The 22,638-nt window shown below is 58.9% G+C and carries 20 protein-coding genes; 13 read left to right on the forward strand and 7 right to left on the reverse strand.

Annotated elements, in window-relative coordinates:
• Positions 1-33: 33 nt before the first annotated feature.
• Positions 34-1,068: a type IV pilus twitching motility protein PilT gene (locus tag WD429_RS06080; RefSeq protein WP_368421282.1), complete on the forward strand. Its 1,035-nt coding sequence runs from the start codon at positions 34-36 to the stop codon at positions 1,066-1,068.
• Between the two features lie 125 nt (positions 1,069-1,193).
• Positions 1,194-2,315 carry a PilT/PilU family type 4a pilus ATPase gene (locus WD429_RS06085; RefSeq protein ID WP_368421283.1) on the forward strand — a complete coding sequence of 374 codons (1,122 nt, stop codon included), beginning with the start codon at positions 1,194-1,196 and terminating at the stop codon, positions 2,313-2,315.
• A gap of 138 nt (positions 2,316-2,453) precedes the next feature.
• On the opposite strand, the gene polA is transcribed toward WD429_RS06085, so the two are convergent.
• A complete protein-coding gene (gene polA, locus WD429_RS06090) occupies positions 2,454-5,189 on the reverse strand; it encodes a DNA polymerase I (RefSeq protein ID WP_368421284.1) in 2,736 nt (911 codons plus the stop codon).
• An 85-nt stretch (positions 5,190-5,274) separates the two neighbouring features.
• On the opposite strand from polA, the gene WD429_RS06095 reads away from it, so the two are divergent.
• A complete protein-coding gene (locus tag WD429_RS06095; protein ID WP_368421285.1) occupies positions 5,275-5,613 on the forward strand; it encodes a DUF2782 domain-containing protein in 339 nt (112 codons plus the stop codon).
• Positions 5,614-5,740: 127 nt separating this feature from the next.
• On the forward strand, positions 5,741-6,157 hold the full coding sequence (locus WD429_RS06100; protein WP_368421286.1) for a hypothetical protein: 417 nt from the start codon (positions 5,741-5,743) through the stop codon (positions 6,155-6,157).
• Between the two features lie 70 nt (positions 6,158-6,227).
• Here the strand turns inward: WD429_RS06100 and WD429_RS06105 are convergent, their stop codons facing one another.
• Together WD429_RS06105 and pyrE are read right to left on the reverse strand one after the other, a co-directional pair.
• Positions 6,228-6,875: a DUF4124 domain-containing protein gene (locus tag WD429_RS06105; RefSeq protein ID WP_368421287.1), complete on the reverse strand. Its 648-nt coding sequence runs from the start codon at positions 6,873-6,875 to the stop codon at positions 6,228-6,230.
• A gap of 5 nt (positions 6,876-6,880) precedes the next feature.
• Positions 6,881-7,519 carry an orotate phosphoribosyltransferase gene (gene pyrE / locus WD429_RS06110; RefSeq protein WP_368421288.1) on the reverse strand — a complete coding sequence of 213 codons (639 nt, stop codon included), beginning with the start codon at positions 7,517-7,519 and terminating at the stop codon, positions 6,881-6,883.
• Positions 7,520-7,600: 81 nt separating this feature from the next.
• Between pyrE and WD429_RS06115 the strand changes: the two genes are divergently transcribed.
• On the forward strand, positions 7,601-8,407 hold the full coding sequence (locus WD429_RS06115) for an exodeoxyribonuclease III (protein ID WP_368421289.1): 807 nt from the start codon (positions 7,601-7,603) through the stop codon (positions 8,405-8,407).
• A gap of 92 nt (positions 8,408-8,499) precedes the next feature.
• Here the strand turns inward: WD429_RS06115 and rph are convergent, their stop codons facing one another.
• Entirely contained in the window at positions 8,500-9,216 is a 717-nt protein-coding gene (gene rph, locus WD429_RS06120) for a ribonuclease PH (RefSeq protein ID WP_368421290.1), read from the reverse strand.
• Between the two features lie 189 nt (positions 9,217-9,405).
• Between rph and WD429_RS06125 the strand changes: the two genes are divergently transcribed.
• From WD429_RS06125 to WD429_RS06145, 5 genes are all read left to right on the forward strand, one after another.
• Complete coding sequence (locus WD429_RS06125) at positions 9,406-10,272, forward strand: YicC/YloC family endoribonuclease (protein ID WP_368421291.1); 867 nt, start codon at positions 9,406-9,408, stop codon at positions 10,270-10,272.
• Positions 10,273-10,332: 60 nt separating this feature from the next.
• Positions 10,333-10,962: a guanylate kinase gene (gene gmk, locus WD429_RS06130; protein WP_368421292.1), complete on the forward strand. Its 630-nt coding sequence runs from the start codon at positions 10,333-10,335 to the stop codon at positions 10,960-10,962.
• A gap of 86 nt (positions 10,963-11,048) precedes the next feature.
• Positions 11,049-11,261: a DNA-directed RNA polymerase subunit omega gene (gene rpoZ, locus WD429_RS06135; RefSeq protein WP_368421293.1), complete on the forward strand. Its 213-nt coding sequence runs from the start codon at positions 11,049-11,051 to the stop codon at positions 11,259-11,261.
• A 152-nt stretch (positions 11,262-11,413) separates the two neighbouring features.
• The gene (locus WD429_RS06140; protein WP_368421294.1) at positions 11,414-13,543 is read left to right on the forward strand and encodes a bifunctional (p)ppGpp synthetase/guanosine-3',5'-bis(diphosphate) 3'-pyrophosphohydrolase; all 2,130 of its coding nucleotides are present in this window, start codon (positions 11,414-11,416) and stop codon (positions 13,541-13,543) included.
• A gap of 84 nt (positions 13,544-13,627) precedes the next feature.
• Positions 13,628-14,014: a RidA family protein gene (locus WD429_RS06145; protein ID WP_368421295.1), complete on the forward strand. Its 387-nt coding sequence runs from the start codon at positions 13,628-13,630 to the stop codon at positions 14,012-14,014.
• Between the two features lie 64 nt (positions 14,015-14,078).
• Here WD429_RS06145 and WD429_RS06150 read toward each other — a convergent pair whose 3' ends face one another.
• Positions 14,079-14,948, reverse strand: a complete 870-nt coding sequence (locus WD429_RS06150) for an NAD-dependent epimerase/dehydratase family protein (RefSeq protein ID WP_368421296.1) — start codon at positions 14,946-14,948, stop codon at positions 14,079-14,081.
• Between the two features lie 93 nt (positions 14,949-15,041).
• Here WD429_RS06150 and WD429_RS06155 point away from each other — a divergent pair, with 93 nt between their 5' ends.
• The 3 genes from WD429_RS06155 (at position 15,042) to WD429_RS06165 (ending at position 19,578) form a co-directional block, all read left to right on the forward strand.
• Positions 15,042-16,001, forward strand: a complete 960-nt coding sequence (locus WD429_RS06155) for a hydrogen peroxide-inducible genes activator (RefSeq protein WP_368421297.1) — start codon at positions 15,042-15,044, stop codon at positions 15,999-16,001.
• Between the two features lie 8 nt (positions 16,002-16,009).
• Positions 16,010-18,085, forward strand: a complete 2,076-nt coding sequence (gene recG / locus WD429_RS06160) for an ATP-dependent DNA helicase RecG (RefSeq protein WP_368421298.1) — start codon at positions 16,010-16,012, stop codon at positions 18,083-18,085.
• 128 nt (positions 18,086-18,213) lie between these two features.
• Complete coding sequence (locus WD429_RS06165) at positions 18,214-19,578, forward strand: HDOD domain-containing protein (RefSeq protein WP_368421299.1); 1,365 nt, start codon at positions 18,214-18,216, stop codon at positions 19,576-19,578.
• 192 nt (positions 19,579-19,770) lie between these two features.
• Here WD429_RS06165 and WD429_RS06170 read toward each other — a convergent pair whose 3' ends face one another.
• Both WD429_RS06170 and WD429_RS06175 read right to left on the reverse strand, forming a co-directional pair.
• Entirely contained in the window at positions 19,771-20,226 is a 456-nt protein-coding gene (locus WD429_RS06170) for a DUF2489 domain-containing protein (protein ID WP_368421300.1), read from the reverse strand.
• An 18-nt stretch (positions 20,227-20,244) separates the two neighbouring features.
• On the reverse strand, positions 20,245-22,551 hold the full coding sequence (locus WD429_RS06175; protein ID WP_368421301.1) for a molybdopterin-dependent oxidoreductase: 2,307 nt from the start codon (positions 22,549-22,551) through the stop codon (positions 20,245-20,247).
• Between the last annotated feature and the right edge of the window lie 87 nt (positions 22,552-22,638).

Raw genomic sequence — 22,638 nt, forward strand, 5'->3', positions numbered from 1 at the left:
CTGGAATAAAAGAAAAAGCCTTCCGAGGAACCTATGGATATTACCGAACTGCTTGCTTTCTCGGCGAAACAGGGTGCGTCCGACTTGCACCTTTCCGCCGGGTTGCCCCCGATGATTCGTGTCGATGGCGACGTGCGCCGGATCAACCTCCCGCCCATGGAGCACAAAGAAGTCCACGGGCTGATCTACGACATCATGAACGACAAGCAGCGCAAGGACTACGAAGAGTTCTTCGAAACCGATTTTTCTTTTGAGGTGCCCGGTGTTGCCCGCTTCCGTGTTAACGCCTTTAATCAGAATCGCGGTTCCGGTGCGGTATTCCGGACCATCCCGTCCAAGGTTCTGACCATGGACGATCTGGGCATGGGCCAGGTTTTCAAGGATGTGTCTTCGGTTCCTCGTGGTCTGGTGCTGGTCACCGGGCCGACAGGTTCCGGTAAGTCCACCACCCTGGCGGCGATGATCGACTACATCAACGATTCCCGTTACGAGCACGTTCTCACCATCGAGGACCCCATCGAATTCGTCCATGAGTCCAAGAAGTGCCTGGTCAACCAGCGGGAAGTTCACCGGGATACCCTGGGTTTCAACGAAGCGCTGCGCTCGGCCCTGCGGGAAGACCCGGACATTATTCTGGTGGGCGAATTGCGTGACCTGGAAACCATCCGCCTGGCGCTGACCGCGGCGGAAACCGGCCATCTGGTGTTCGGCACCCTGCACACCACCTCCGCCGCCAAGACCATTGACCGTGTGGTCGACGTGTTCCCCGCCGAGGAAAAGTCCATGGTTCGCTCTATGCTGTCGGAATCCCTGCAGGCGGTGGTCTCCCAGGCATTGATGAAGAAAATGGGCGGTGGCCGGATTGCGGCCCACGAGATTATGATCGGCACTTCTGCGATCCGTAACCTGATCCGGGAAGATAAAATCGCCCAGATGTATTCGTCGATCCAGACCGGTGCATCGCTGGGCATGCAGACCCTGGACCAGTGTCTGGAGAAGTTGTTGAAGAAAGGCCTGATTTCCCGCGAAGCGGCACGGGCGAAAGCGAAAATGCCGGATAATTTCTGACGATCACTCTCGGGGAAGGGCATAGCCTGACCTGCCTTCCCGGGACACGCCCCCGGATGCAGTGGGGTCTGCAGCTTCAAGTCGCGTAACGAGCGTATAACGCAGAGAAACATAGGTAAGAAAACATGGAATTCGAAAAACTGTTGCGGCTGATGGTGGAAAAGGGCGGATCGGATCTGTTTATTACCGCTGGTGTGCCGCCAAGCATGAAAGTGAACGGCAAGGTGCACCCGGTCACCAAGAGTGCGCTGACGCCGGAACAGACCCGTGAGTTTGTCTATGGCGCGATGAACGATAAGCAGCGGGCCGATTTTGACGACAGCCATGAGTGTAACTTCGCCATCAGTGCCCGGGGCATTGGTCGCTTCCGGGTGAGTGCGTTTTTCCAGCGTAACCTGTGCGGCATGGTGCTGCGGCGGATTGAAGTCAAAATTCCCCAGGTTGATGAGCTGTCGTTGCCCGAGGTCGTCAAAGAACTGGCCATGACCAAGCGTGGTCTGATCATGTTCGTGGGCGCGACCGGCACGGGTAAGTCCACCTCGCTGGCAGCTATGCTGGGGCATCGCAACCGCAATAGCCGCGGCCATATCATCTCCATCGAAGACCCGATTGAATTCGTGCATCAGCACCAGGGCTGCATCGTGACCCAGCGCGAAGTGGGTATCGATACCGAAAACTTCGAGGTCGCGCTGAAAAACACGCTGCGTCAGGCCCCGGACGTGATCCTTATCGGCGAGGTACGTACCCGTCAGACCATGGAGTATTCGGTGCAGTTCGCGGAAACCGGTCACTTGTGTCTGGCGACGCTGCACGCCAACAACGCCAACCAGGCGCTGGATCGGATCATCCAGTTTTTCCCGCCCGAGCAGCACAACCAGATCTGGATGGACCTGTCGCTGAACCTCAAGGCCATCGTTGCCCAGCAACTGGTGCCTACGCCGGACGGCAATGGCCGTAAAGCGGTGATCGAGGTGCTGATCAACACCCCGCTGGTAGCGGACATGATCCGCAAGGGCGAAGTGCACAAGCTCAAGGAGTTGATGTCGAAATCCAACGAGTCCGGTATGCAGACCTTCGATCAGGCGCTTTACCGGCTCTACGCCGAGGGTTCAATCACCTATGAAGACGCCCTGGCTCATGCTGATTCCGCCAACGACCTGCGCCTGATGATCAAGTTGGGTGCGGATGCCCAGGGGGCCGACAAGCTGTCATCGTCGGTGGACAAGCTGACGATTCAGGGCGATTGATCAACCTGTCGCCAATGTAGATGCAGCTATGCTTTCAGCGAGTCTCCTGTGTATGTTGCTGCCGGCACACTGATCTTTGATGGCGACTGACGCCTGGAGTGCCGACATCCAGGTCAGCAAATCGGTCTGACCCGCTGATCAATGGGCTTCATCCCAGTTGTTGCCAGCACCGGCTTCCACCAGCAGTGGCACGTCGAGTTTGGCCGCAGCCGACATGCGTTTCTCGAGGCCATCACGGATGGCCTCTACGGCACTCTCCCGGACTTCCAGAATCAGTTCATCGTGAACCTGCAGAATCATGCGGGCGTCGTCGGCGTGGTGCTTTAACAGCCAGGCCTCGACCTCGATCATGGCCAACTTGATGATGTCTGCCGCTGTTCCCTGCATTGGGGCATTGATCGCGGTGCGCTCGGCCGCCTGTTGCATCTGCTTGTTGCGGGCGTTGATCTCGGGCAGGTACAGGCGGCGGCCAAACAGGGTTTCCACGTAGCCGTCGTCATGGGCCTGCTTGCGGATGTTGTCCATGTACTTCAGTACGCCGGGGTAGCGTTCAAAGTACCGGTCGATGTATTCCTGGGCTTTATTGCGGCCGACGTCGAGCTGGCGCGCCAGTCCAAATGCCGACATGCCATAGATCAGCCCGAAGTTGATGGCTTTGGCGCTCCGGCGCTGGTCACCGCTGACGTCATCCACGGAGACGCCGAAGACCTCTGCGGCAGTGGCTTTATGAATGTCCTCGCCTTTTTCAAAGGCGGTGAGCAGGCCCTTGTCACCGGACAGGTGCGCCATGATGCGCAGTTCAATCTGGGAGTAGTCGGCCGCGACCAGTTTATAGCCCGCCGGCGCGATAAAGGCCTGGCGAATACGCCGGCCCTGTTCGCTGCGGATGGGGATATTCTGCAGATTGGGTTCGGACGACGACAGCCGTCCCGTCGCGGTGACCGCCTGGTGATACGAGGTGTGAATGCGGCCGGTGCGGTGGTGTATCAGCGCCGGCAGGGTGTCGGTGTAAGTGGACTTGAGTTTGCTCAGGCTGCGGTGCTCCAGGATCAGTCTGGGCAGCGCATGCTCATGGGCGAGCTCCTGCAATACCGGTTCCGCAGTGGACGGTGCCCCCTTGGGTGTTTTCTTGACCACCGGTAGCCCCATCTTGTCGTAGAAGATGGCCTGCAACTGCTTGGGGGAGCCCAGATTGAAAACCTCGCCCGCTTCGTCGTGGGCTGCCTTTTCCAGTTCCGCCATCCGTTCTGCCAGTTCCTGGCTGTGCTGCCTGAGCGTGCTGGCGCTGATCATCGCTCCCCGCTGTTCCATGCGCGACAGCACCGGCACCAGCGGCAGGTCGATGTCTTCATAGACGGACTGGAGTTTGCCGGTTTCCGCCAACCTGGGGCGCAATACCTGATGGAGCCGTAGCGTGATGTCCGCGTCTTCCGCGGCGTAGGGGCCGGCCCTCTCCAAGTCGATCTGGTTGAACGTGAGCTGCTTGGCACCCTTGCCGGCTATGGATTCAAACGTCATGGTTTGCTCACCCAGATGCTGCAGGGCGAGGGTGTCCATGTCGTGCCGTGAGGCAACCGAGTTCAGCACGTAGGACTCCAGCATGGTGTCCTCGGCGATGCCTTCCAGGGTAATGTCGTGGTTGGCTAGCACATTTTTATCGTACTTCAGGTTTTGCCCCAGCTTGGGCCGCCCTGAGTCTTCCAGCAAGGGCTTGAGCTCCGCCAGCACCGCTTCCCGGTCCAGTTGATCCGGTGCCCCCATGTAATCATGGGCCAGCGGCACGTAGGCGGCTTCGCCGGGTTCGATGGCGAAGGACACACCGACGACTTCGGCGTCCATATAACGCAGGCTGGTGGTTTCGGTATCAAACGCAAACAGCGGGGCTTTTTTCAGGCGCTCGAGCCAGTGATCGAATTCAGCCTGATCGGTGATCACACTGTAACGCTTTTCCGCCGGTTGGGCGGCAGTGCCGGAATTATCGCCTGCGGTGCTGTCGGATGCGGGCGCGGCGTCAGCGTTCTCCAGCTCGGCAATCCAGGAGCGGAATTCGTATTCCTTGAACAGGGTGAGCAGCGTGTCGTCGTTCTGGCTCCTGAGCTGAAGGTTTTCCAGCCCGAAATTCAGCTCGACATCGGTGCGGATGGTTGCCAGTTCGCGGCTCAGGGGTAGCGTTTCCAGCGCTTCCCGAAGGTATTCGCCGATTTTGCCTTTGACCTGGTCGGCATGGGCCATGACCCCGTCAAGGTCCGGGTGTTCCTGCAGCCATTTGACCGCGGTTTTCGGGCCGCACTTGTTAACGCCGGGAATGTTGTCCACTTTGTCGCCGACCAGCGCGAGGTAGTCGATGATCTGCTCCGGGGTAACGCCAAACTTATCCACCACACCGCTGCGGTCCATCCGGGTTTCGGTCATGGTATTGATCAGCGTGACGTGGCTGCTGACCAGTTGCGCCATATCTTTGTCGCCGGTGGAGATGATCACATCAATGCCTTTGCTGGTGGCCTCGTGAGCGAGGGTGCCGATGACGTCATCGGCCTCCACGTTCGGCACGATCAGCAGCGGCAGCCCCATCGCTTTCACAATGTCGTGGATCGGTTCGATCTGGCAGGCCAGGTCATCCGGCATGGGCGGGCGGTTGGCTTTGTATTCTTCGTACATCTCGTGGCGGAAGGTTTTGCCTTTGGCATCGAAAACCACCACCATTTTTGAGCCCGGAAAATCCTGTTCGAGCCGGCGCAGCATGCTGACCACACCCTTTATGGCACCGGTTGGATGGCTTTTGCTGGTCATCAACGGCGGCAGGGCGTGGTAAGCCCGGAACAGGTAAGAAGAGCCGTCTACAAGAACGACCGGAGGGGTCTGTTGCTGTGTCATATCAAAACTGGTCCGGAATCTGATTGAAGCCAGGGTTGCCTTGTGCAACGCTCTCGCTATGGATGGACAAAAGGGTATCACGAAAATGAAACGAATCGCCTGCCTCGGAATGGTGTCTGTGCTGCTGTCCGCCCCGGCATTTGCACAGGACAGCGGAGGGCTTGATCAGGAGGTCATCGAAACGCCCAGGGAGCCGTTGGTGGTGTCCGACTACCAGCCGACGTCAGATGGGGCGCAGATTGTGATTCGCCCCGGCGATGGGGAGGTGTTCTACGAGTACCGGGTGAACGGCCAGCTGATGGAAATCAAGGTAGTGCCGGAAATTGGGCCAGAGTATTACCTGGTGCCGGCCGATGGCGGCGGCTGGATTCGCGAAGACCAGACCGACATGCTGGTGCCAAGCTGGGTGATTTTCCGCTGGTAACTCAGGTTTGCTGGCCGGCACGGAATGGATTCTAGTATGAATATTCTAATTTTTACTCGTAGCCTGAGATCGTGAATCAAGGATCCGTTTCGAATCCATCACCTCGACAATCTCAGGAGAGATCACCATGGGTAAACTTAAATCCTATCAGGAACAGCTTCAGGACATCGTGGAAAACGGTATCAACACGGCCGAAGAGCAGCAGAAGAAACTGGCTTCCAAGCCGTTTGACTACGCTGAAAAGCTGGAGTCGGAGGCGCGCGAATACAGCGTCAAGACCCTGCGCACCCGTTATTACGGTTACAGCGAAAACCTGTTTGGACAGCTGCGCAGCCTGAACAGCCGCTTCGGCAATTTTGCCGCAGAGCTGGTCGCCAAGCTGGAAAAAGAAGCCGCTGACGGCGCGGACGCTGTTGCAGACGCCGCTGATGACGTCACCAGCGTGGCCCAGTCAACCAAGAAGTCGGTTGAGGCCAAGAAGCCTGCTGAGCGCAAAACCACAGCGCGCAAGCCTGCTGCGAAGAAAAGCACCGCTTCCGCCTGATTATCAGAGCCGGTGAAGCGCAGAGGGTCGCCTTAGGGCGGCCCTTTTTTTATCCCCGGAAGTATCCGGTTCAGTCACCCTTTGCTGGCGGCTCCAGCGAGAGGGTTCGTTCTTCCCCGGTGACTTCTTCCAGCCGTTTTATGTCGGCTTCGTAGTCGTCTTTCAGGGATCGTATTTCGGCATTTTGAGAAGCGATTTCGCGTTCAATATCGCGAACCTGGCTCTCCAGACGGCGAATTTTATCGAGCGTGGCTTCCGGTACTTCCCGGCCAGATCGCTCCATGTCGGCTGCGCGGGTCTCTTCGTTGTCCAGCTGGCTGACAATCACTGAAATATTGCCACGCTTGAGCTGGTTCAGCCCTTCCAGTTCGCCAATTTTCCGGTGCATGGCCCGGACAGCTTCATCAGGGTGGCTGAAGCGCTTCAGCAGTTTCTGATCCTGTTCTTGCTGGCGTTGTCTTTCCTGTTCGCGCTCTTTTTCCGCTTCCCGGGCCGCAATTTCTTCTTCGGTAGGTGCCGGTTCAACGGATTCAATCAAGCGGCCCTGGCTGTTCAGTATGTCGTAACCGCGGCGGGAGGCGTCTTGTGGCACGGTATTGCTGATAGCGGTCTGGCCGTTTTCGTCCGTGTAACGGTACATTCTGGCGTCCACTACGGTGGCCGCCAGGAGTAGGAAGGAAGCAGAAGCGACAAGTGAAAATCGGGTCAGAAATGTCATGGGGCTCAGACTCCGTAGCGATCCCGGTAGTGGGCAACACGACTGGCGTGGTCCGCAAAATCGGGCCGGTCGCCGAGGTAGTCCAGTACCTGATCCAGTTGAATAATGCTGACCACAGGCAAACCGAATTCCTGTTCTACTTCCTGAATGGCAGACAGCTCGCCATTGCCGCGTTCCTGGCGATCCAGGGCAATCAGTACACCGGCCGGCTCCGCGCCGGCGGCGCGTATCAGATCGATGGACTCGCGAATGGCGGTGCCAGCGGTAATGACATCATCAACGATGAGTACGCGGCCCTCAAGCGGGGCACCGACAATATTGCCGCCCTCGCCATGGTCCTTCTTTTCCTTGCGGTTGAACGCGAAAGGTTTGCTCTGGCCTTCAGAGGCCAGCGCCATGGCCGTTACGGTGGCCAACGGAATGCCCTTATAGGCAGGTCCGAAAATGATGTCATAATTCAGCCCGCTGCGCTGCACGGCGGCGGCATAGGCCTTGCTTAACTCAAGCAGGTCCTCACCGGTATTAAACAGGCCGGCATTGAAGAAGTAGGGGCTGGTGCGCCCGGACTTGAGCTTGAATTCGCCAAAACGAAGTACGTTACGGCGGATGGAAAATTCGATGAAATGTTGCTGATAGTCGTGCATGGCAAGGCTTCTGGCGGGTGTGGATCTTTAATTAAAGTGTAAAAACGGTATCATACACACAAACCGAATCAGGGAACACGTATGCGGGTAGTCACAATCAGCGTCAATGGTCTGGCCCAGGCTGTTGAAAAAGGCTTCTTCGAATGGCTGGCCAGCCAGGATGCCGACGTGGTCTGCGTTCAGGATCACCGCATGCGCGCCTATGAAATTGAAGATTTCAACCTGATACCGGAAGGCTATGAGGCCTATTTCATCGATGGCGAACATAACGAAGACGGCGGTGTCGGCATTTACACCCGCCACTTTCCGAAAGCCATCATGTACGGTTTTGCCAATGAGCAGGCGGACCGGGAGGGGCGTTTTATCCAGGCGGATTTCGATAAGGTGTCGGTTGCCTGTGTGCTGGCACCCTGCGCTCTGGGCCGTGAAGACGAGCTGATCGGTGATAATGATCTGACGGTGCTGGACCACAAAGATGATTTTATGGACGCCTTTGGCCTGCACATGCTGAAAACGCTGCGCAAGCGTCGCCAGTTCATTTTTGGTGCCAACCTGCAGACGGCCCATCACGTGACTGATACCAGTCCGCTCTATCACAAGCTGGATGTATCCGGCTTCATGCCTCACGAACGGGCGTGGCTGGATCGTCTGTTTGATGAAATGGGCTGTGTGGATGCGTTCCGGGAGATTAACAAGCAGGGCAACCAGTTTACCTGGTGGCCGGAACAAACCGAGGGTTCGCGCAAGAATGCGGGCATCCGGGTGGATTATCAGTTGATGACGCCGGGTATCCGCAAGACTATTCTGGATGGCTGGATTGACGACGATACGCGCTTTTCCGATCACGCACCGGTGATCATGGATTACGACATAGAAATCGGCTTTTAAGTTTGGGGCCCAACGCCGACGCCCAGGCTTGAGAGATTTCCCGTAGGTCGGATTAGGCGAGAGCCGTAATCCGACACCCCGGTCTCAGGAAATCACCCCTCCAAAGCCGCCTTCTGAATGTCAAACAACTGGTTAATCCCTTGCTTGGCCAACACCAGCATGCTGTCCAGTTCTTCCTGAACAAACGGCGCGCCCTCGGCGGTGCCCTGAATCTCGATGAAGCCACCCTGGTCGGTCATGATGACGTTCATGTCGGTTTCCGCTTCGGAATCTTCCGGGTAGTCCAGATCGAGTACCGGAGTGCCTTTGTAAATGCCGACGGACAGGGCCGCGACCATCTGCTTGAGCGGGGATTTTTTCAGGCGCTTTTCGGCCACCAGATGGTTTAGCGCGTCTACCAAGGCAACGCAGCCGCCGGTGATGGCGGCGGTGCGGGTGCCGCCGTCGGCCTGGATGACGTCGCAGTCGATGGTGATGGAGTGTTCGCCAAGGGCGCTGAGGTCAACGGCGGCGCGCAGGGAGCGGCCGATCAGGCGCTGGATTTCGACGGTGCGGCCGCCCTGTTTGCCACGGGCGGCTTCGCGGCCCATGCGGCTGCCTGTGGAGCGGGGCAGCATGCCGTATTCGGCGGTGATCCAGCCTTTGCCTTCGCCGCGCAGGAAGGGCGGTACTTTGTTTTCCACCGAGGCGGTGCAGATCACTTTGGTGTCACCGAACTCGACCAGCACCGAGCCTTCGGCGTGGCGGGTGTAGTTGCGGGTAATTCGGATGTCTCTTGGCTGTTCCGGCGTTCTTCCGCTGGGGCGCATAGTATGTCCTGGTATCGGTAGTGGATGTCCGGGTTGTTTACCCGGGTGTTGAAATAGAGAGGCTGCGAAGTATAACACGGAGTGGCGATGGTCTCTGCCCGGGCGCGGTCTCTCTTAGGTCGGGCTCGCGGTTCTGCGCGGTACCCTGTTAGACTCGAACGACTGCATTGACTGATAAGCGGAGCTGCCATGATCAGAAGTATGACTGCCTTTGCCCGCCAGGATACCCAGGGCGACTGGGGGACTCTGACGTGTGAGATTCGTACCGTGAACCATCGCTATCTGGAGCCGTCGTTCCGGTTGCCGGAGGCGCTTCGGGAACTGGAGAATGATTTCCGGGAGCAGCTGCGCAAGCAACTCAAACGCGGCAAAGTGGATGTGTCCATGCGTCTGCAAACGGTGGAGACGGCGAGCCAGAGCTTTGAAGTCAGTGACGAGATGGCGCGCGCGGTGAACGAGGCCGCAAACCACGTCAACCGGATTCTCGATAACCCGGCCCATATCAACGCGCTGGATGTGCTGCGCTGGCCCGGTGTGCTGTCGGTGAAAGAGCTGGATTACGGCCCTGCTCGCGAGGCTGCGGCGGAGTTGTTCCAGCGCACAGTGGCGGATCTGGTCACCGTTCGTGAGCGCGCGGGAGAGCGTCTGCGGCCGTTGTTTGAGGATCGGCTTAACACCATGGAACAGCATGTGAGCGCGGTGCGTGAGCGTATGCCAGAGCTTTTGCGGGCTCAGGAACAACACCTCAGAGACCGGTTTGAGAAGGCGCGTGTTGAGCTGGACCCCGAGCGCATCGCCCAGGAAATGGTCATGCTGGCTCAGAAGAGTGATGTGGCCGAAGAGCTGGATCGGCTGCACGCCCATGTTGCGGAAGTGGCCGACACGCTGAAATCCGATGAGGCCATCGGCCGCCGGTTGGACTTCCTGATGCAAGAACTGAATCGCGAAGCCAACACCCTCAGCAGCAAGAGCATTGATGCGCAGGTGACTCGCGTGGCGGTGGATCTCAAAGTGCTGATCGAGCAAATGCGGGAGCAGGTGCAGAACCTGGAGTAAGGGTTTTCCGCATTGTGTATAATGCCGCTCTTTATTTCAGTATCCGGAGTATGGTGCGCAATGAGCCAGGCAGTTGAACAAGGTACCCTGTATGTGATTTCGGCCCCGTCCGGGGCGGGGAAGACCAGCCTGGTGGCAGAGATGCTGCGCAGTGACGAGAAGTTAGGGGTGTCGGTTTCCCATACCACCCGCCCGATGCGCGAGGGCGAGCGGGATGGGGTCAACTACCATTTCGCCAGCCGTGGCGACTTTGAAGCCATGATTGGGCGTGGCGATTTTCTCGAGCACGCGGATGTGTTTGGCAACTACTACGGCACCTCTCAGGTCTGGGTGCGTGAAACCCTGGCAACCGGCCAGGACGTGATTCTGGAGATCGACTGGCAGGGTGCCGAGCAGGTGCGGCGACTGATTCCCGAGTGTGTTGGCATTTTCATTGTTCCGCCATCCCCGGAAGTGCTGCGGGAGCGCCTGATTGGTCGTGGAACGGATGCGCCGGAGGTAGTGGAGCGTCGCCTGAAAGAAGCTGCGGAAGAGTGCAGCCATGCGGTGGAATTTGATTTCCTGGTGGTTAATGACGATTTCGCTGTGGCGCTTGCCGAGTTGCTCGCGATCGTTCGCGGTCAGCGGCTGCGGATGTCGGCCCAGCAGGTTCGTCATGGGGATCTGCTGGCGCGATTGGCTTGCGGTTGATCGCGTTTTTCGTTGTATACAAATTGAGCCGATCGCATTACACTACGCGGTCTGCTTAATCAGTCATTTATTTTGTCGGGGATGTTATGGCACGAGTTACCGTTGAAGATTGTCTGGAAAACGTCGATAACCGTTTTCAGCTGGTTATGCTGGCTACCAAGCGCGCCCGTCAGATTGCCACCAAGGGCTTTGAGCCGATGGTGCCGGAAGAAAATGACAAGCCCACTGTCATTGCTCTGCGTGAGATTGCCGAAGGCAAGGTCACTCGCAGCCTGCTGACCGAAATCGACGAAGAATAAGTCGTCGGAAAGCATTGAAATCTGTCTCGCCGGTTTTATAGTGTCACTATAAGGCATGGCTGGACGGACAGCGGAAGGACCCGGATGCGTGCATTCGGGTTTTTTTGTCCCTGATTTTTATCTTTTCTTTATAATTTCTACTCGGAGGCGCGGTGTCGGCACAGGCAACGGTTGAAGGGTTGGCCACTGAGCTCAGCTCCTATCTGGATACCCATCGCATCAATCAGGTGCGACGTGCCTACTATTACGCCGACCAGGCCCACGAAGGCCAGATGCGCCGCAGTGGCGACCGCTACATTACCCATCCCCTGGCCGTGGCCCGCATCCTTGCCGATCTGAAACTTGACCACCAAAGCCTGATGGCGGCCATGCTTCATGACGTTATCGAAGACACGGGCATTCCCAAGGATGCGCTGTCAGACCAGTTTGGCGACGACGTGGCCGAGCTGGTGGACGGGGTCAGTAAGCTGACCCAGATCGAGTTCCGTTCCCGCGCCGAGGCCCAGGCGGAGAACTTCCAGAAGATGACGCTGGCGATGGCCCGGGATATCCGCGTGATTCTGGTCAAACTGGCGGACCGTCTGCACAACATGCGCACCCTCGGCCCCATGCCGTATGAAAAGCGCCAGCGGATTGCCAACGAAACCCTGGATATCTACGCCCCCATCGCCAATCGTTTGGGCATGCACTCAATCTGCACGGAGTTGGAAGACCTCGGCTTCGCCGCTCTGTACCCGATGCGCTCCCGTTACATATCCAAAGCGGTGGAAAAGCTGCGGGGCAGTCACCGGGAAATCATCGACGATATTCGCGATAAGCTTCAGGAAAAACTCGAAGAGCGTGGCATGCCAGGGCGTATTCTCGGGCGTGAAAAACACATGAACAGCATCTACAACAAGATGAAGTTCAAGCAGAAGTCGTTCCACGAGATCATGGATGTGTACGCCTTCCGCATCATTACAGACACAGAAGATGACTGCTACCGCATTCTGGGCGCGGTGCACAGCCTCTATAAGCCATTGCCGGGCCGCTTCAAGGACTACATTGCCATGCCCAAGGCCAATGGCTACCAGTCCCTGCACACCACCCTGTTTGGCATGCACGTGAACATTGAAATCCAGATCCGTACTGAGGAAATGGAGCACATCGCCAACAATGGTATTGCCGCCCATTGGATGTATAAGAACGAGTCGTCCAGCGAGACCCACGTTAACCAGTTGCGTGTAGATCGCTGGGTGAAAGGCCTGATGGAGATGCGCGAGCGGGCGGACGATTCGCTGGAATTCATCGAGCACGTCAAGGTTGACCTGTTTCCGGATGAAATCTATGTGTTCACCCCGAAGGGCAAGATCATGGAGTTGCCCAGCGGTGCGACCCCGGTGGATTTCGCCTACGCCATACACACCGACATCGGCAATGCCACCGTGGCGTGTCGCATCAATCGGAACCTGGGGTCACTGAGTCAGCCGTTGCAAAGCGGCCAGACGGTGGAGGTCATCACCGCCCCCGGTGCCCGGCCCAACCCGGCGTGGCTGAGCTTCGTGGTCACCGGCAAGGCTCGCAGCAGTATTCGGCATGTTCTGAAGAATCAGAAACGGGCCGAGTCTCTGGATCTGGGCAAGGCGTTGCTCAAAAAGTCCCTGAAAGGTTTTGGTACCAGCCTGTCGAAGATTGGTGATCGTCAGATCGATGCCGTGGTGAAACACAACCAGGTCAGCAGCCTGGATGATCTGGTCGGCGACATCGGCCTTGGCAATCGCATGGCCTACCTGGTTGCCCGCCAGCTGGTCAGTGGTGGGGACGAAGAAATGGAGACGCCGGCGGCCCAGCCAGGGAACAGCCCGGTCACCATTCGCGGAACCGAAGGGTTGCTGGTGCGCTTTGCCAGTTGCTGCAAGCCCATCCCTGGTGACCCGGTGGTGGGCGTGATGGACTCTGGTGAGGGCATGGTTATTCACTCCGATACCTGTTCCCGCCTCCCCGAGGACGACGAAGGCCGCGCGCGGCTGACCCATCTGAAATGGGCGAAGGACATTACCGATGAGTTCTCGGTCGAGTTGCGGGTGGAGCTTGAGCGCCAGCGCGGAGTGATTGCCGAAGTGGCGAACGCGGTTGCCATGGCCGACGGCAATATCGAGCGGATAAACGTTGAAGAGCAGGACGCCCGGCTGGGCGTAGTCAGCCTGGTGGTGCATGTGAACGGCCGGCGACACCTGGCAAGAGTCATGCGGCGGATTCGGAATATCCGTGCTGTCACCCACATAAGCCGGATTCGCCGTTAACGGTCAGGCCGATCAATGGCTGGTTGACAGGGCGAGCTCCCAGGGGCGACGATTGGCGTTTTGGTAGAGAGGAATCCCAAGGTCATGACCAATAAATCTATTATCCAGACCGACAATGCGCCCCAGGCCATCGGTACCTATTCCCAGGCAGTGAAAGCTGGCGATACCGTATACCTGTCGGGCCAGATTCCTCTGGTGCCGGAAACCATGGAAGTGGTAGCCGGTGATTTCGCCGCCAAGACACGCCAGGTGTTCGAAAACCTGAAAGCGGTGTGCGAGGCCAGTGGCGGTGAGCTAAGAGACATCGTCAAGCTCAACATCTACATGACCGATTTGGCCAACTTTGCCACCGTGAATGAAATCATGGCGACCTACTTCCAGGAACCCTATCCGGCCCGCGCTGCCGTCGGTGTGGCGGCTCTGCCGAAGGGCGTGCCCATTGAGATGGAAGCGGTGATGGTGCTGAGCTGAGGAGACTTAGCCAGCAGACTGAAAAAGGCGGCCATGGCCGCCTTTTTCATGCGTATGTCCCTGGCTAGCCTTGCCTGGCAATCATCTCCTGATACCCAGTGCGGAAATTCGGATAGCGAAACTGAAACCCGCTGTCGAGTAGCCGCCGATTGTGGCACCGTTTGCTGCCAGCGCGCCCACCCTTGCGGGCATCGGGCCGGGGAGCGTTACACGGTAACTGATCCCGGACCCAGGCCACGACCTCATCCAGCCGAACCGGCTCACAATCACTGGCAATGTAACAGTCTTCAAGGGGCTCGCCCGCCAGCGCCTTACCGGTTAGGTGTGCCACCGCAGCTGCGGCATCGTCCTCGTGAATACGGTTACTGAAAGGAGCCGGGCTTGCCGGGTCCATGCTGCCTGCAATCACCTCTTCAAGAAACCGGCGGCGGGTAGGCCCGTAAATACCACTAAAGCGAACCACGGTCGCGGGGAAGCCACTTGCCAGCGCCGTGCGTTCGCCGGTGAGGATGGTCTGGCCGCTGAAACGTGCCGGCTCCGTGGGGCTGGATTCGTCCACCCAGGCATCATCATCCTGCGCATAAACGCTGGAACTGCTGATAAATATCAGGCGGCTCATTGCCTGCCCCTGCAGTGCATCCAGCAGGTTGCGAAGGCCGGTCACGTAGGCATCCTGATACCCCTGTTCGTCATAGCGGGAGGGTGTCAGGCAATAAATGACGATGTCGAGGTTGTCGGGAATGACCGATCTAACCTGTTCCGCCTGGGTCAGGTCGGCACCGAGAGGGCTGATGCCCACCGGCACGTTAGACGGGGTGCGACGAAGTCCGAATACCTTGGCGTGGTCTGTCAGGAGGGAGGCGATCGCGCCGCCGAGCTTGCCACAACCGGCCATCAGGATTCGTGGAAGTTTATTGCTTTCAGTGATTGCCATAGACAATATCAATCCTTATGCTTTGGCTTATCAGTACAGAGCGCGCAATTTGGGCGCACTCTGACCTGGACGAATTCAGACCGGAGCCCCCCCATGACTCTCACCGAGTTACGATACGTTGTTACCCTGGCACGGGAAAGGCATTTTGGCCGCGCTGCCGAGCGTTGTCATGTCAGCCAGCCGACCCTGAGTGTGGCGGTGAAAAAGCTCGAAGACGAACTCGGCATCCCCCTGTTCGAGCGCAGCAAGAGCAGCATCCGGGTGACGGAAACCGGTCAACGTATTATTGAACAGGCCCAGCGTGTGCTTGATCAGGTCGGCGTGATCAAGGACATGGCCCAGGATGGCAAAAATCAGCTTAACTCGGCCCTGAGAGTCGGTGCCATTTACACCATTGGCCCCTACCTGTTTCCGCACCTGCTGCCGGAGTTGCGCCGTGCCGCGCCGGACATGCCGCTGTTTATTGAAGAGAACTACACCGCCAGCCTGCGACAGAAACTGCGGCACTCGGAGCTCGATGCCATCATCATCGCGCTGCCGTTTGAAGAGCCGGAAGTGGTAACGCTGCCATTGTACGACGAGCCCTTCGTGGTCCTGCTCCCCGCCGGGCACCCATTGACGGAAAAGGAAACCCTGACTGCCGCCGAGCTCGCGAAAGAACAACTGCTGCTGCTCGGCCCTGGCCACTGCTTCCGCGATCAGGTGTTGGAGTCCTGTCCACCGCTGGTTGAGGCGGTCACCCGCAATGCCAATGCCACGACGCCAGCGCTGGTCACCGAGGGCAGTTCCCTGGAGACCATTCGCCACATGGTGGCTTCCGGGCTTGGTATCACGGTTCTGCCGTTGTCGGCTGCCACCGCCATGCAGTACCACGAGGATATTCTGGCGGTCCGTCCGTTTACGTCCCCGGTGCCGTTTCGCACCGTAGCGCTTGCCTGGCGAGTGACCTTCCCCCGGCCGAAAGCCATCGATGTGTTGTCACTGGCCGCCAGCCAGTGCCGCGTCATTGAAAAGGCAAAAACCGATACCCCGGCTGCCGCAGCCAGCGCCTGAGGTCATCCATGACGTCACTGGATGACATCCAGGTTACTGCTATAAAGGGCGTTGGAAGCGCCCTCGCGGATCGGCTGGCGAAGCTGGGCATCCACTCCCTTCAGGACCTGCTGTTTCATCTGCCGCATCGCTACGAGGACCGCACCCGTGTTGTTCCCATGGGCAACCTTCGCATCGGGGATGTGGGCGTGGTGGAAGGCGAGGTGGTGAAAGCGGATTTGATCATGGGGCGTCGCCGCAGCCTCCAGGTTACCCTGAAAGACCAGAGTGGATTCCTGGTCATGCGCTTTTTCCACTTCAACGCCGCCCAGAAAAACCAGCTCACTGAGGGGGTGCGGGTGCGATGTTTCGGGGAAGTCCGACCGGGTCGCGCGGGTTACGAGTTCTACCATCCCGAATATCAGACCAACCCGCCGCCCATGCCAGCGGAAGGGCAGGCCACGCTGACACCGGTTTATCCGCTGACCGAGGGCATTCAACAGCCCCGTGTGCGCTCGCTGTGCCAACAGGCGCAGACCTACCTGAAACGTTACCCCATTCGCGACTGGCTGCCACCGGCTCTGCTGGCGGATTACCAGTTGCCCGGGATCTCCGAAGCCGTGGAGCTGGTGCACGCCCCGCCGGCCAATGCGCCGGTGCACCTGTTGATGGAAGGGCGGCACCCGGCACAACAGCGGCTGGTGATGGAAGAGCTGCTGGCCCACCAACTGAGCCTGCTTCAGGTGCGTGAACAGATCCAGGCGAAACAGGCGCTGCCGCTGCTGCCGGCGGGAGATCTTTCGGCGCGTTTTGTTGAGGAATTACCGTTCCGCTTGACCGGCGCGCAACAGCAGGTGATGAGTGATATCCGTCAGGATCTCAGTCAACCGTTGCCGATGTTGCGCCTGGTGCAGGGGGATGTCGGGTCCGGGAAAACCGTGGTAGCTGCTCTTGCCGCTTTGCAGGCCATCAGCGCTGGCGCGCAGGTGGCGTTGATGGCCCCCACGGAGATTCTGGCGGAACAGCATTATCAAAATTTTTCCAGCTGGCTTGAGCCGCTTGGTATTCGGTTGGCCTGGCTGTCCGGCAAGGTGAAAGGTAAGGCTCGCCGGGAAGCGCTTGAACAGCTAGTCAGTGGTGACGCCGCCATCGCCATCGGCACCCACGCCCTGTTTCAGGATGATGTCATCTTTAACCGCCTGGCGCTGGTGATTGTGGACGAGCAGCACCGGTTCGGGGTGCACCAGCGCCTGGCGCTGCGGGAAAAAGGCGTCGGTGGAACCATGGCGCCTCACCAACTGATCATGACCGCCACACCGATCCCCCGAACGCTGGCGATGAGCGCCTACGCCGACCTTGATACCTCGGTCATCGACGAGTTGCCCCCGGGCCGCAAACCCATTGAAACCGTCACCCTTCCCGACAGCCGCCGTGATGATGTCATTGAGCGGGTTCGCAGCGCCTGTCGGGAAGGGCGGCAGGCGTATTGGGTCTGCACCCTGATTGAAGAGTCCGAAGCGTTACAGTGTCAGGCCGCGGAGGTGACCGCACAGGAACTGACGGAGCGGCTGCCGGATGTGTCGGTAGGCCTGGTTCATGGCCGCCTGAAAGCCGCCGAGAAAGCGGACATCATGGCCGCGTTCAAGAACGGAGAGCTGGACCTGCTGGTGGCAACCACCGTCATTGAAGTGGGGGTGGATGTGCCCAACGCATCACTGATCATTATTGAAAATCCGGAACGGCTCGGCCTCGCGCAGCTTCACCAACTGCGTGGCCGGGTAGGGCGTGGTGAGCAGGCCAGCTTCTGTGTGCTGATGTACCACCCACCGCTGTCAATGAACGGAAAGGCCCGGCTGCAGGCCCTCAGAGACAGTCAGGATGGGTTCTATATTGCAGAAAAAGACCTTGAAATCCGCGGTCCCGGGGAGGTGCTGGGCACCCGGCAAACCGGCCTGATGCAGTTTCGGCTGGCGGACTTTGAGCGGGATAAAGGCTGGATCGAGCCCATTCGTGCCATGGCACCGGCACTGATGAATCAGCGAGCGGTGGTGGATGGCCTGGTCCGCCGCTGGCTGGGCGAAAAAACCCGCTACGGTGACGTTTAACCGGATGGATTGCCGGAGAATTGCGAATAATCCGGCCAATGTCAAAACCCGGTCGGTTTTCTCACCGTATACTGAGGCACATGTAATCGTGCCAGGAACCGGCGCGCCAACGTTTTAGGGAGATAGTTATGGAGTTACCCGTCGCGGTCCGGCAGGCGCTGGGTGAAACAGCCGCAGGCGTGTCTCTGCGTGATGTCAGTCAGGCCCCGAAAGACCAGCTGCTGAGAATGGTGTTGCTTACTGACGAACAGGGCCCTTTGCAGGCGATCTGTCGACGGGGTGACCTGCTCGATATTGCCGCACTGAACAAACAGCTGCAGCGGGACCTGAGGGTCATGAACCGCCGTGATCAGTTGCGGGTAAGGCAGCGAGCGGGGCTGTCGGAACTGCCCGCGCTGCCGTCACTGACGGGCTGGCCCAGCGTAGTGGATGAGCGGGTGGATACCCTTGAAATGGTGGCGTTGGTGCTGGGCGATCAGGACCTGGCAATGGTGATGCCCGGTGAAGATTTTCGGGCCATCACCGCTAACGCGGGACGGGCGTCGTTCACCATTGCGCAGAGTGCCATTGAGGTCAATCTTGACCGGCCCGAGCAGGACCGTGACCAGCTCCATTCGGCCATCAAGAAGTTCACCGGGCTGCGTATCCAGCAGCGCCTGGAAGATACGCTGGAACTGCCGCCCCTGCCCGAGACTGCACAACGCATCATTCACCTTCGGGTGAACCCCAATGCGGTGATGGGGGATCTGGTCGATATCGTCGAAAGTGATCCCAGCCTGGCCGCTCAGGTAGTGAGCTGGGCGTCTTCCTCATTCTACGCAGCGGCTGGACAGGTGAAGTCTGTTCACGATGCGGTGTCACGGGTTCTGGGTTTCGATCTGGTGATGAACCTGGCCATGGGGCTGGCTCTTGGCCGGGCGTTGAAACAGCCGCAGGACCATCCGGAAGGCTATGTGGATTACTGGCAGCAGGCGATCTGGCAGGCGCAGTCGGCCGGTATTCTGGCAAGCATGATGCCACGTAGTGAGCGCCCTGCGTTCGGGCTGGCCTACCTAGCCGGGTTGCTGCACAACTTTGGGTATCTGGTTCTGGCTCAGGTGTTCCCACCGCATTTCAAGCTGGTATGCCGCTCTCTGGAGGTGAATCCGGCCATGGATTCGTCGGTGATTGAGCACCACTTGCTCGGTGTTACGCGGGAGCAGATCGCTGCGGAACTGATGCAGAACTGGGGCATGCCAGACGAAGTGACCCTGGCGATCCGCTACCAGAAAAACCCTGGTTACCAAGGCCCCTATGCGGCTTATGGCAAGTTGCTCTGGCTGGGACGCCAGTTACTGGCGACACGGGGTGTAGCAATTGGAGCCGGGGAGCCGGTTGGGCCGGAATTCTACCGGTCGCTGGGACTTGATCAGGAGCGGGTGGAGGCGCAGTTCGATGAACTGGTCGGCAATAAAGCCAGAATTATGGCCATGGCCGGCATGATGACGCCCTGAATCTGCCCGCGCATAAACCGCAAAAAAGCCGGCCCAAAGGCCGGCAAGCTCACTCGCTTGTTACAGAGTCGTCCAAACTTATCAGGAGAAAACAACGCAAGGTGTCCGCAGAAAGGGTAGAGGTCACCTTGTGTATAAATCTAGCTCATGGGCGAGGAAATAAAAGCCATCCCTCTGAAAAAAGCTCGGTTGTCAGAAGTCATGTTGTCGAAGCGCGGCTGCGGCTCGCCGGATGGCATCCGAATTCCGCGCCTCTATCTCCAGCCGTTCCCTGTCCATCTTCTCAATAAAACGGCTGTCGGTGGCCTGGCGGGCACGATGGGTGGGCATGTGCTGTATCTGATCGTGCACCTCACGGAACACCTGATAGGGGGAGCGTTCCAGAAGTTCCGGTGCGACGTGATCAAGCAGGCCCTTGAGCCTGAGGCAGGCCTCGGAATACTCCACTTGCTCTTCCTCGACGGCCATCGCAATGACCTGAATGCTTTCGATCATCGATTGCCGGCGATCTTCCTGAAATGCCCGGTGGCGGTCATTGCGCTGGCGGCTCTGTTTCAGCAGCCTGGCCTGACGCAGGATAAAGGTCGCCAACAGTGCGATAACAAGCAGGCCGGCGGTGATCAGTGCCCACTGTAACCATAGAGGCATGGGTAGCTCCTTATGTGTTCAGGCGCGTTTACGCGGACGCTCCGCGCGCCAGACTTTTACTTTCACGGTCTGACCGTTCAGTACGGACGTGCCCACCAGCGGATCGGTTTGCTGGTCACTGAGGACGTCATTGATGCTGGCACCGGCATGGGCGGCGGCGACGGCTTGGCCGGTGCCTTCACGGTGGTGGCCCCAGCCATGGGGCACCGACACCACACCGGGCATGATGTCTTCGGTGATGTCCACCGCCACTACAATAGCACCTTTCACTTCCGCTGATGTGGACGTAACTTCGGCCGAATCGCCGGCCTGCAATCCGCAACGGGCGGCATCCCTGGGGTGGATCATCAGCGTGCAGCGGTCTTTGCCTTTCACCAGGCGCTGGCTGTTGTGCATCCAGGAATTGTTGCTGCGCACGTGACGGCGGCCAATCATCCGCAGTTCTTCCTTCGCTGGGCGGGTCAGCAGGGCGTGCAACCGGTCCAGATCCTCGAGATAACGCCTGGGAGCCAGGTTCACTTTGCCATCCCGGGTGAACAGCCGCTCTGGCATGCAGGGCCGCAGCGCGCCAAGGTCTATCCCGTTCGGGTTGTCGCGCAGCGCGCTCAGTGACAGCCCTTTGGGCAGATCCTGCCAGTGTCCGTTGAGGGGGCTGAGTTTCGCCAGGCCTTGCAGCGGATGGCGTTTGGGAAGTACATCCATCACCAGATCGACAGCGGGCTGAACCAGGCGTCGGGCCGGCCCGATATCCGCCCCGTAGGGCCCTGAGCGCAGCAACAGATCCAGAATGGTATCCGGGCCGATTTGTTTGAATGCGCGCCAACCTAGCTCCGAACGCAAGGGCAGCCGGCCGCCTTTGCGCTTTTTCTCGAGCCGGTGGGCCAGTTCCAGCAGTATCTGCCAGTCGTGGCGGCTGTCATCGCCGGCCTCGAACAGTGCGTCGCTGTACTTGGCGGTGTTGCGTACCGCAAACATACTGAAAATCAGGTCGTAGTGGCTGCGTTCAAGCGCGGCTGTCGGCGGCAGGATCACGTCCGCATGGCGGGTGGTTTCATTGAGGTAGTAGTCCACTGAGACCATGAAATCCAGACCCTCCAGCGCCTGATCCAGTCGCCCGCCGTTGGGGTTGGACAGCACCGGGTTGCCGGCTACGGTCACAAACGCTTTAATCTGCCCCTCACCCGGTGTAAGGATTTCGTCGGCCATGGTGCTGGCGGGGTATTCACCGGCGAACTCCGGCAGCTTCTTCACCCGGCTGTGACGATTGGCGAAATGCCCTTGCTGCCCCGACAGCCCACCGAGGGCAATCAGGTCGATGGCCGGCTGGGTAAACATCATGCCGCCGGTGGCGTCCAGCTTGCCGGTCAGGATGTTCAGGCAATACGCCAGCCAGGTGGCGATGCCGCCGAATGCCTGTGTGCTGGTGCCCATTCGGGTATACAGCGCCGCTTTGCGGGTGGTGGCCAGTTGTCGTGCCAGCTCCCGGATGGCCTCTGCATCGATGCCGGTGTGCTCGCTTGCAGCCTCGGGCGTAAAGCTCAGGGAGGCGAGGCGCAGCAGGTCCACATCTTTGGTCCAGTTTTCCGCATGGCCCAGGTTCACCAGCTTTTCGTCAAACAGGGTGTGGACCATCGCCATCAGCAGCAACGCGTCGCTGCCGGGGCGGATAAAATGAAACTCGTCGGCCAGTTTGCCGGTTTCGGTCCGGCGCGGGTCGACCACAATCATCTTGCCGCCCCGGTTTTTCAGCGCTTTCAGGCGGCCACGGATGTCCGGTACGGTCATCAGGCTGCCGTTGGAGGCCATGGGGTTGGCCCCAATGCAGATGAACAGGTCGGTGCGGTCGATGTCCGGGATTGGAAACAGGATCTGGTGTCCGAACATTTCCAGGCTGGCGAGCATGTGGGGCAACTGGTCGTTGGAGGTGGCGGAGAAGCGGTTCTGGCTGCCGATGGCGCGCAGGAAGGGCATGGTGGCAATCAGTGAGCCGTGGTTGTGGACGTTGGGATTCCCCAGGTACACGCCGATGCTGTTGCGACCATGGTCTTTGCGGGCCCGGTGCAGGCGATGTGCCACCAGATCAAAGGCTTCGTCCCACTCCATTTCCTGCCAGCCGGTCGCGGTGCGGCGAACGGGCTTTTTCAGGCGGTCCGGGTCTTCGTGCAGGTCCTGCAGCGCCACGGCTTTTGGGCAGATGTGGCCATGGCTTAACGGATCGTCTTCATCGCCCTTGATGGAGGAGATGTGGCCGTCCTGAACCTCAATGGCGACGCCACACATGGCTTCACAGAGATGACAGGTGCGATAGTGGGTGCCGTTTTCCATGGGTTCTCTCTCCAAGTGATTTTTATCGTCTGACTCTGAGCATGGGCAAGCGGGTACGGTGTCCCGGGACACGCTTTGAATACGTCC

Source organism: Marinobacter sp. (assembly GCF_040904845.1).
GTDB lineage: Bacteria > Pseudomonadota > Gammaproteobacteria > Pseudomonadales > Oleiphilaceae > Marinobacter.

What these genes read in the sequence shown, in the direction of transcription:
- WD429_RS06080 (WP_368421282.1), top strand. Translation starts at nt 34, where the DNA reads ATGGATATTACCGAACTGCTTGCTTTCTCGGCGAAACAGGGTGCGTCC.
- WD429_RS06085 (WP_368421283.1), top strand. Translation starts at nt 1,194, where the DNA reads ATGGAATTCGAAAAACTGTTGCGGCTGATGGTGGAAAAGGGCGGATCG.
- polA (WP_368421284.1), bottom strand. Translation starts at nt 5,189, where the DNA reads ATGACACAGCAACAGACCCCTCCGGTCGTTCTTGTAGACGGCTCTTCT.
- WD429_RS06095 (WP_368421285.1), top strand. Translation starts at nt 5,275, where the DNA reads ATGAAACGAATCGCCTGCCTCGGAATGGTGTCTGTGCTGCTGTCCGCC.
- WD429_RS06100 (WP_368421286.1), top strand. Translation starts at nt 5,741, where the DNA reads ATGGGTAAACTTAAATCCTATCAGGAACAGCTTCAGGACATCGTGGAA.
- WD429_RS06105 (WP_368421287.1), bottom strand. Translation starts at nt 6,875, where the DNA reads ATGACATTTCTGACCCGATTTTCACTTGTCGCTTCTGCTTCCTTCCTA.
- pyrE (WP_368421288.1), bottom strand. Translation starts at nt 7,519, where the DNA reads ATGCACGACTATCAGCAACATTTCATCGAATTTTCCATCCGCCGTAAC.
- WD429_RS06115 (WP_368421289.1), top strand. Translation starts at nt 7,601, where the DNA reads ATGCGGGTAGTCACAATCAGCGTCAATGGTCTGGCCCAGGCTGTTGAA.
- rph (WP_368421290.1), bottom strand. Translation starts at nt 9,216, where the DNA reads ATGCGCCCCAGCGGAAGAACGCCGGAACAGCCAAGAGACATCCGAATT.
- WD429_RS06125 (WP_368421291.1), top strand. Translation starts at nt 9,406, where the DNA reads ATGATCAGAAGTATGACTGCCTTTGCCCGCCAGGATACCCAGGGCGAC.
- gmk (WP_368421292.1), top strand. Translation starts at nt 10,333, where the DNA reads ATGAGCCAGGCAGTTGAACAAGGTACCCTGTATGTGATTTCGGCCCCG.
- rpoZ (WP_368421293.1), top strand. Translation starts at nt 11,049, where the DNA reads ATGGCACGAGTTACCGTTGAAGATTGTCTGGAAAACGTCGATAACCGT.
- WD429_RS06145 (WP_368421295.1), top strand. Translation starts at nt 13,628, where the DNA reads ATGACCAATAAATCTATTATCCAGACCGACAATGCGCCCCAGGCCATC.
- WD429_RS06150 (WP_368421296.1), bottom strand. Translation starts at nt 14,948, where the DNA reads ATGGCAATCACTGAAAGCAATAAACTTCCACGAATCCTGATGGCCGGT.
- WD429_RS06155 (WP_368421297.1), top strand. Translation starts at nt 15,042, where the DNA reads ATGACTCTCACCGAGTTACGATACGTTGTTACCCTGGCACGGGAAAGG.
- recG (WP_368421298.1), top strand. Translation starts at nt 16,010, where the DNA reads ATGACGTCACTGGATGACATCCAGGTTACTGCTATAAAGGGCGTTGGA.
- WD429_RS06165 (WP_368421299.1), top strand. Translation starts at nt 18,214, where the DNA reads ATGGAGTTACCCGTCGCGGTCCGGCAGGCGCTGGGTGAAACAGCCGCA.
- WD429_RS06170 (WP_368421300.1), bottom strand. Translation starts at nt 20,226, where the DNA reads ATGCCTCTATGGTTACAGTGGGCACTGATCACCGCCGGCCTGCTTGTT.
- WD429_RS06175 (WP_368421301.1), bottom strand. Translation starts at nt 22,551, where the DNA reads ATGGAAAACGGCACCCACTATCGCACCTGTCATCTCTGTGAAGCCATG.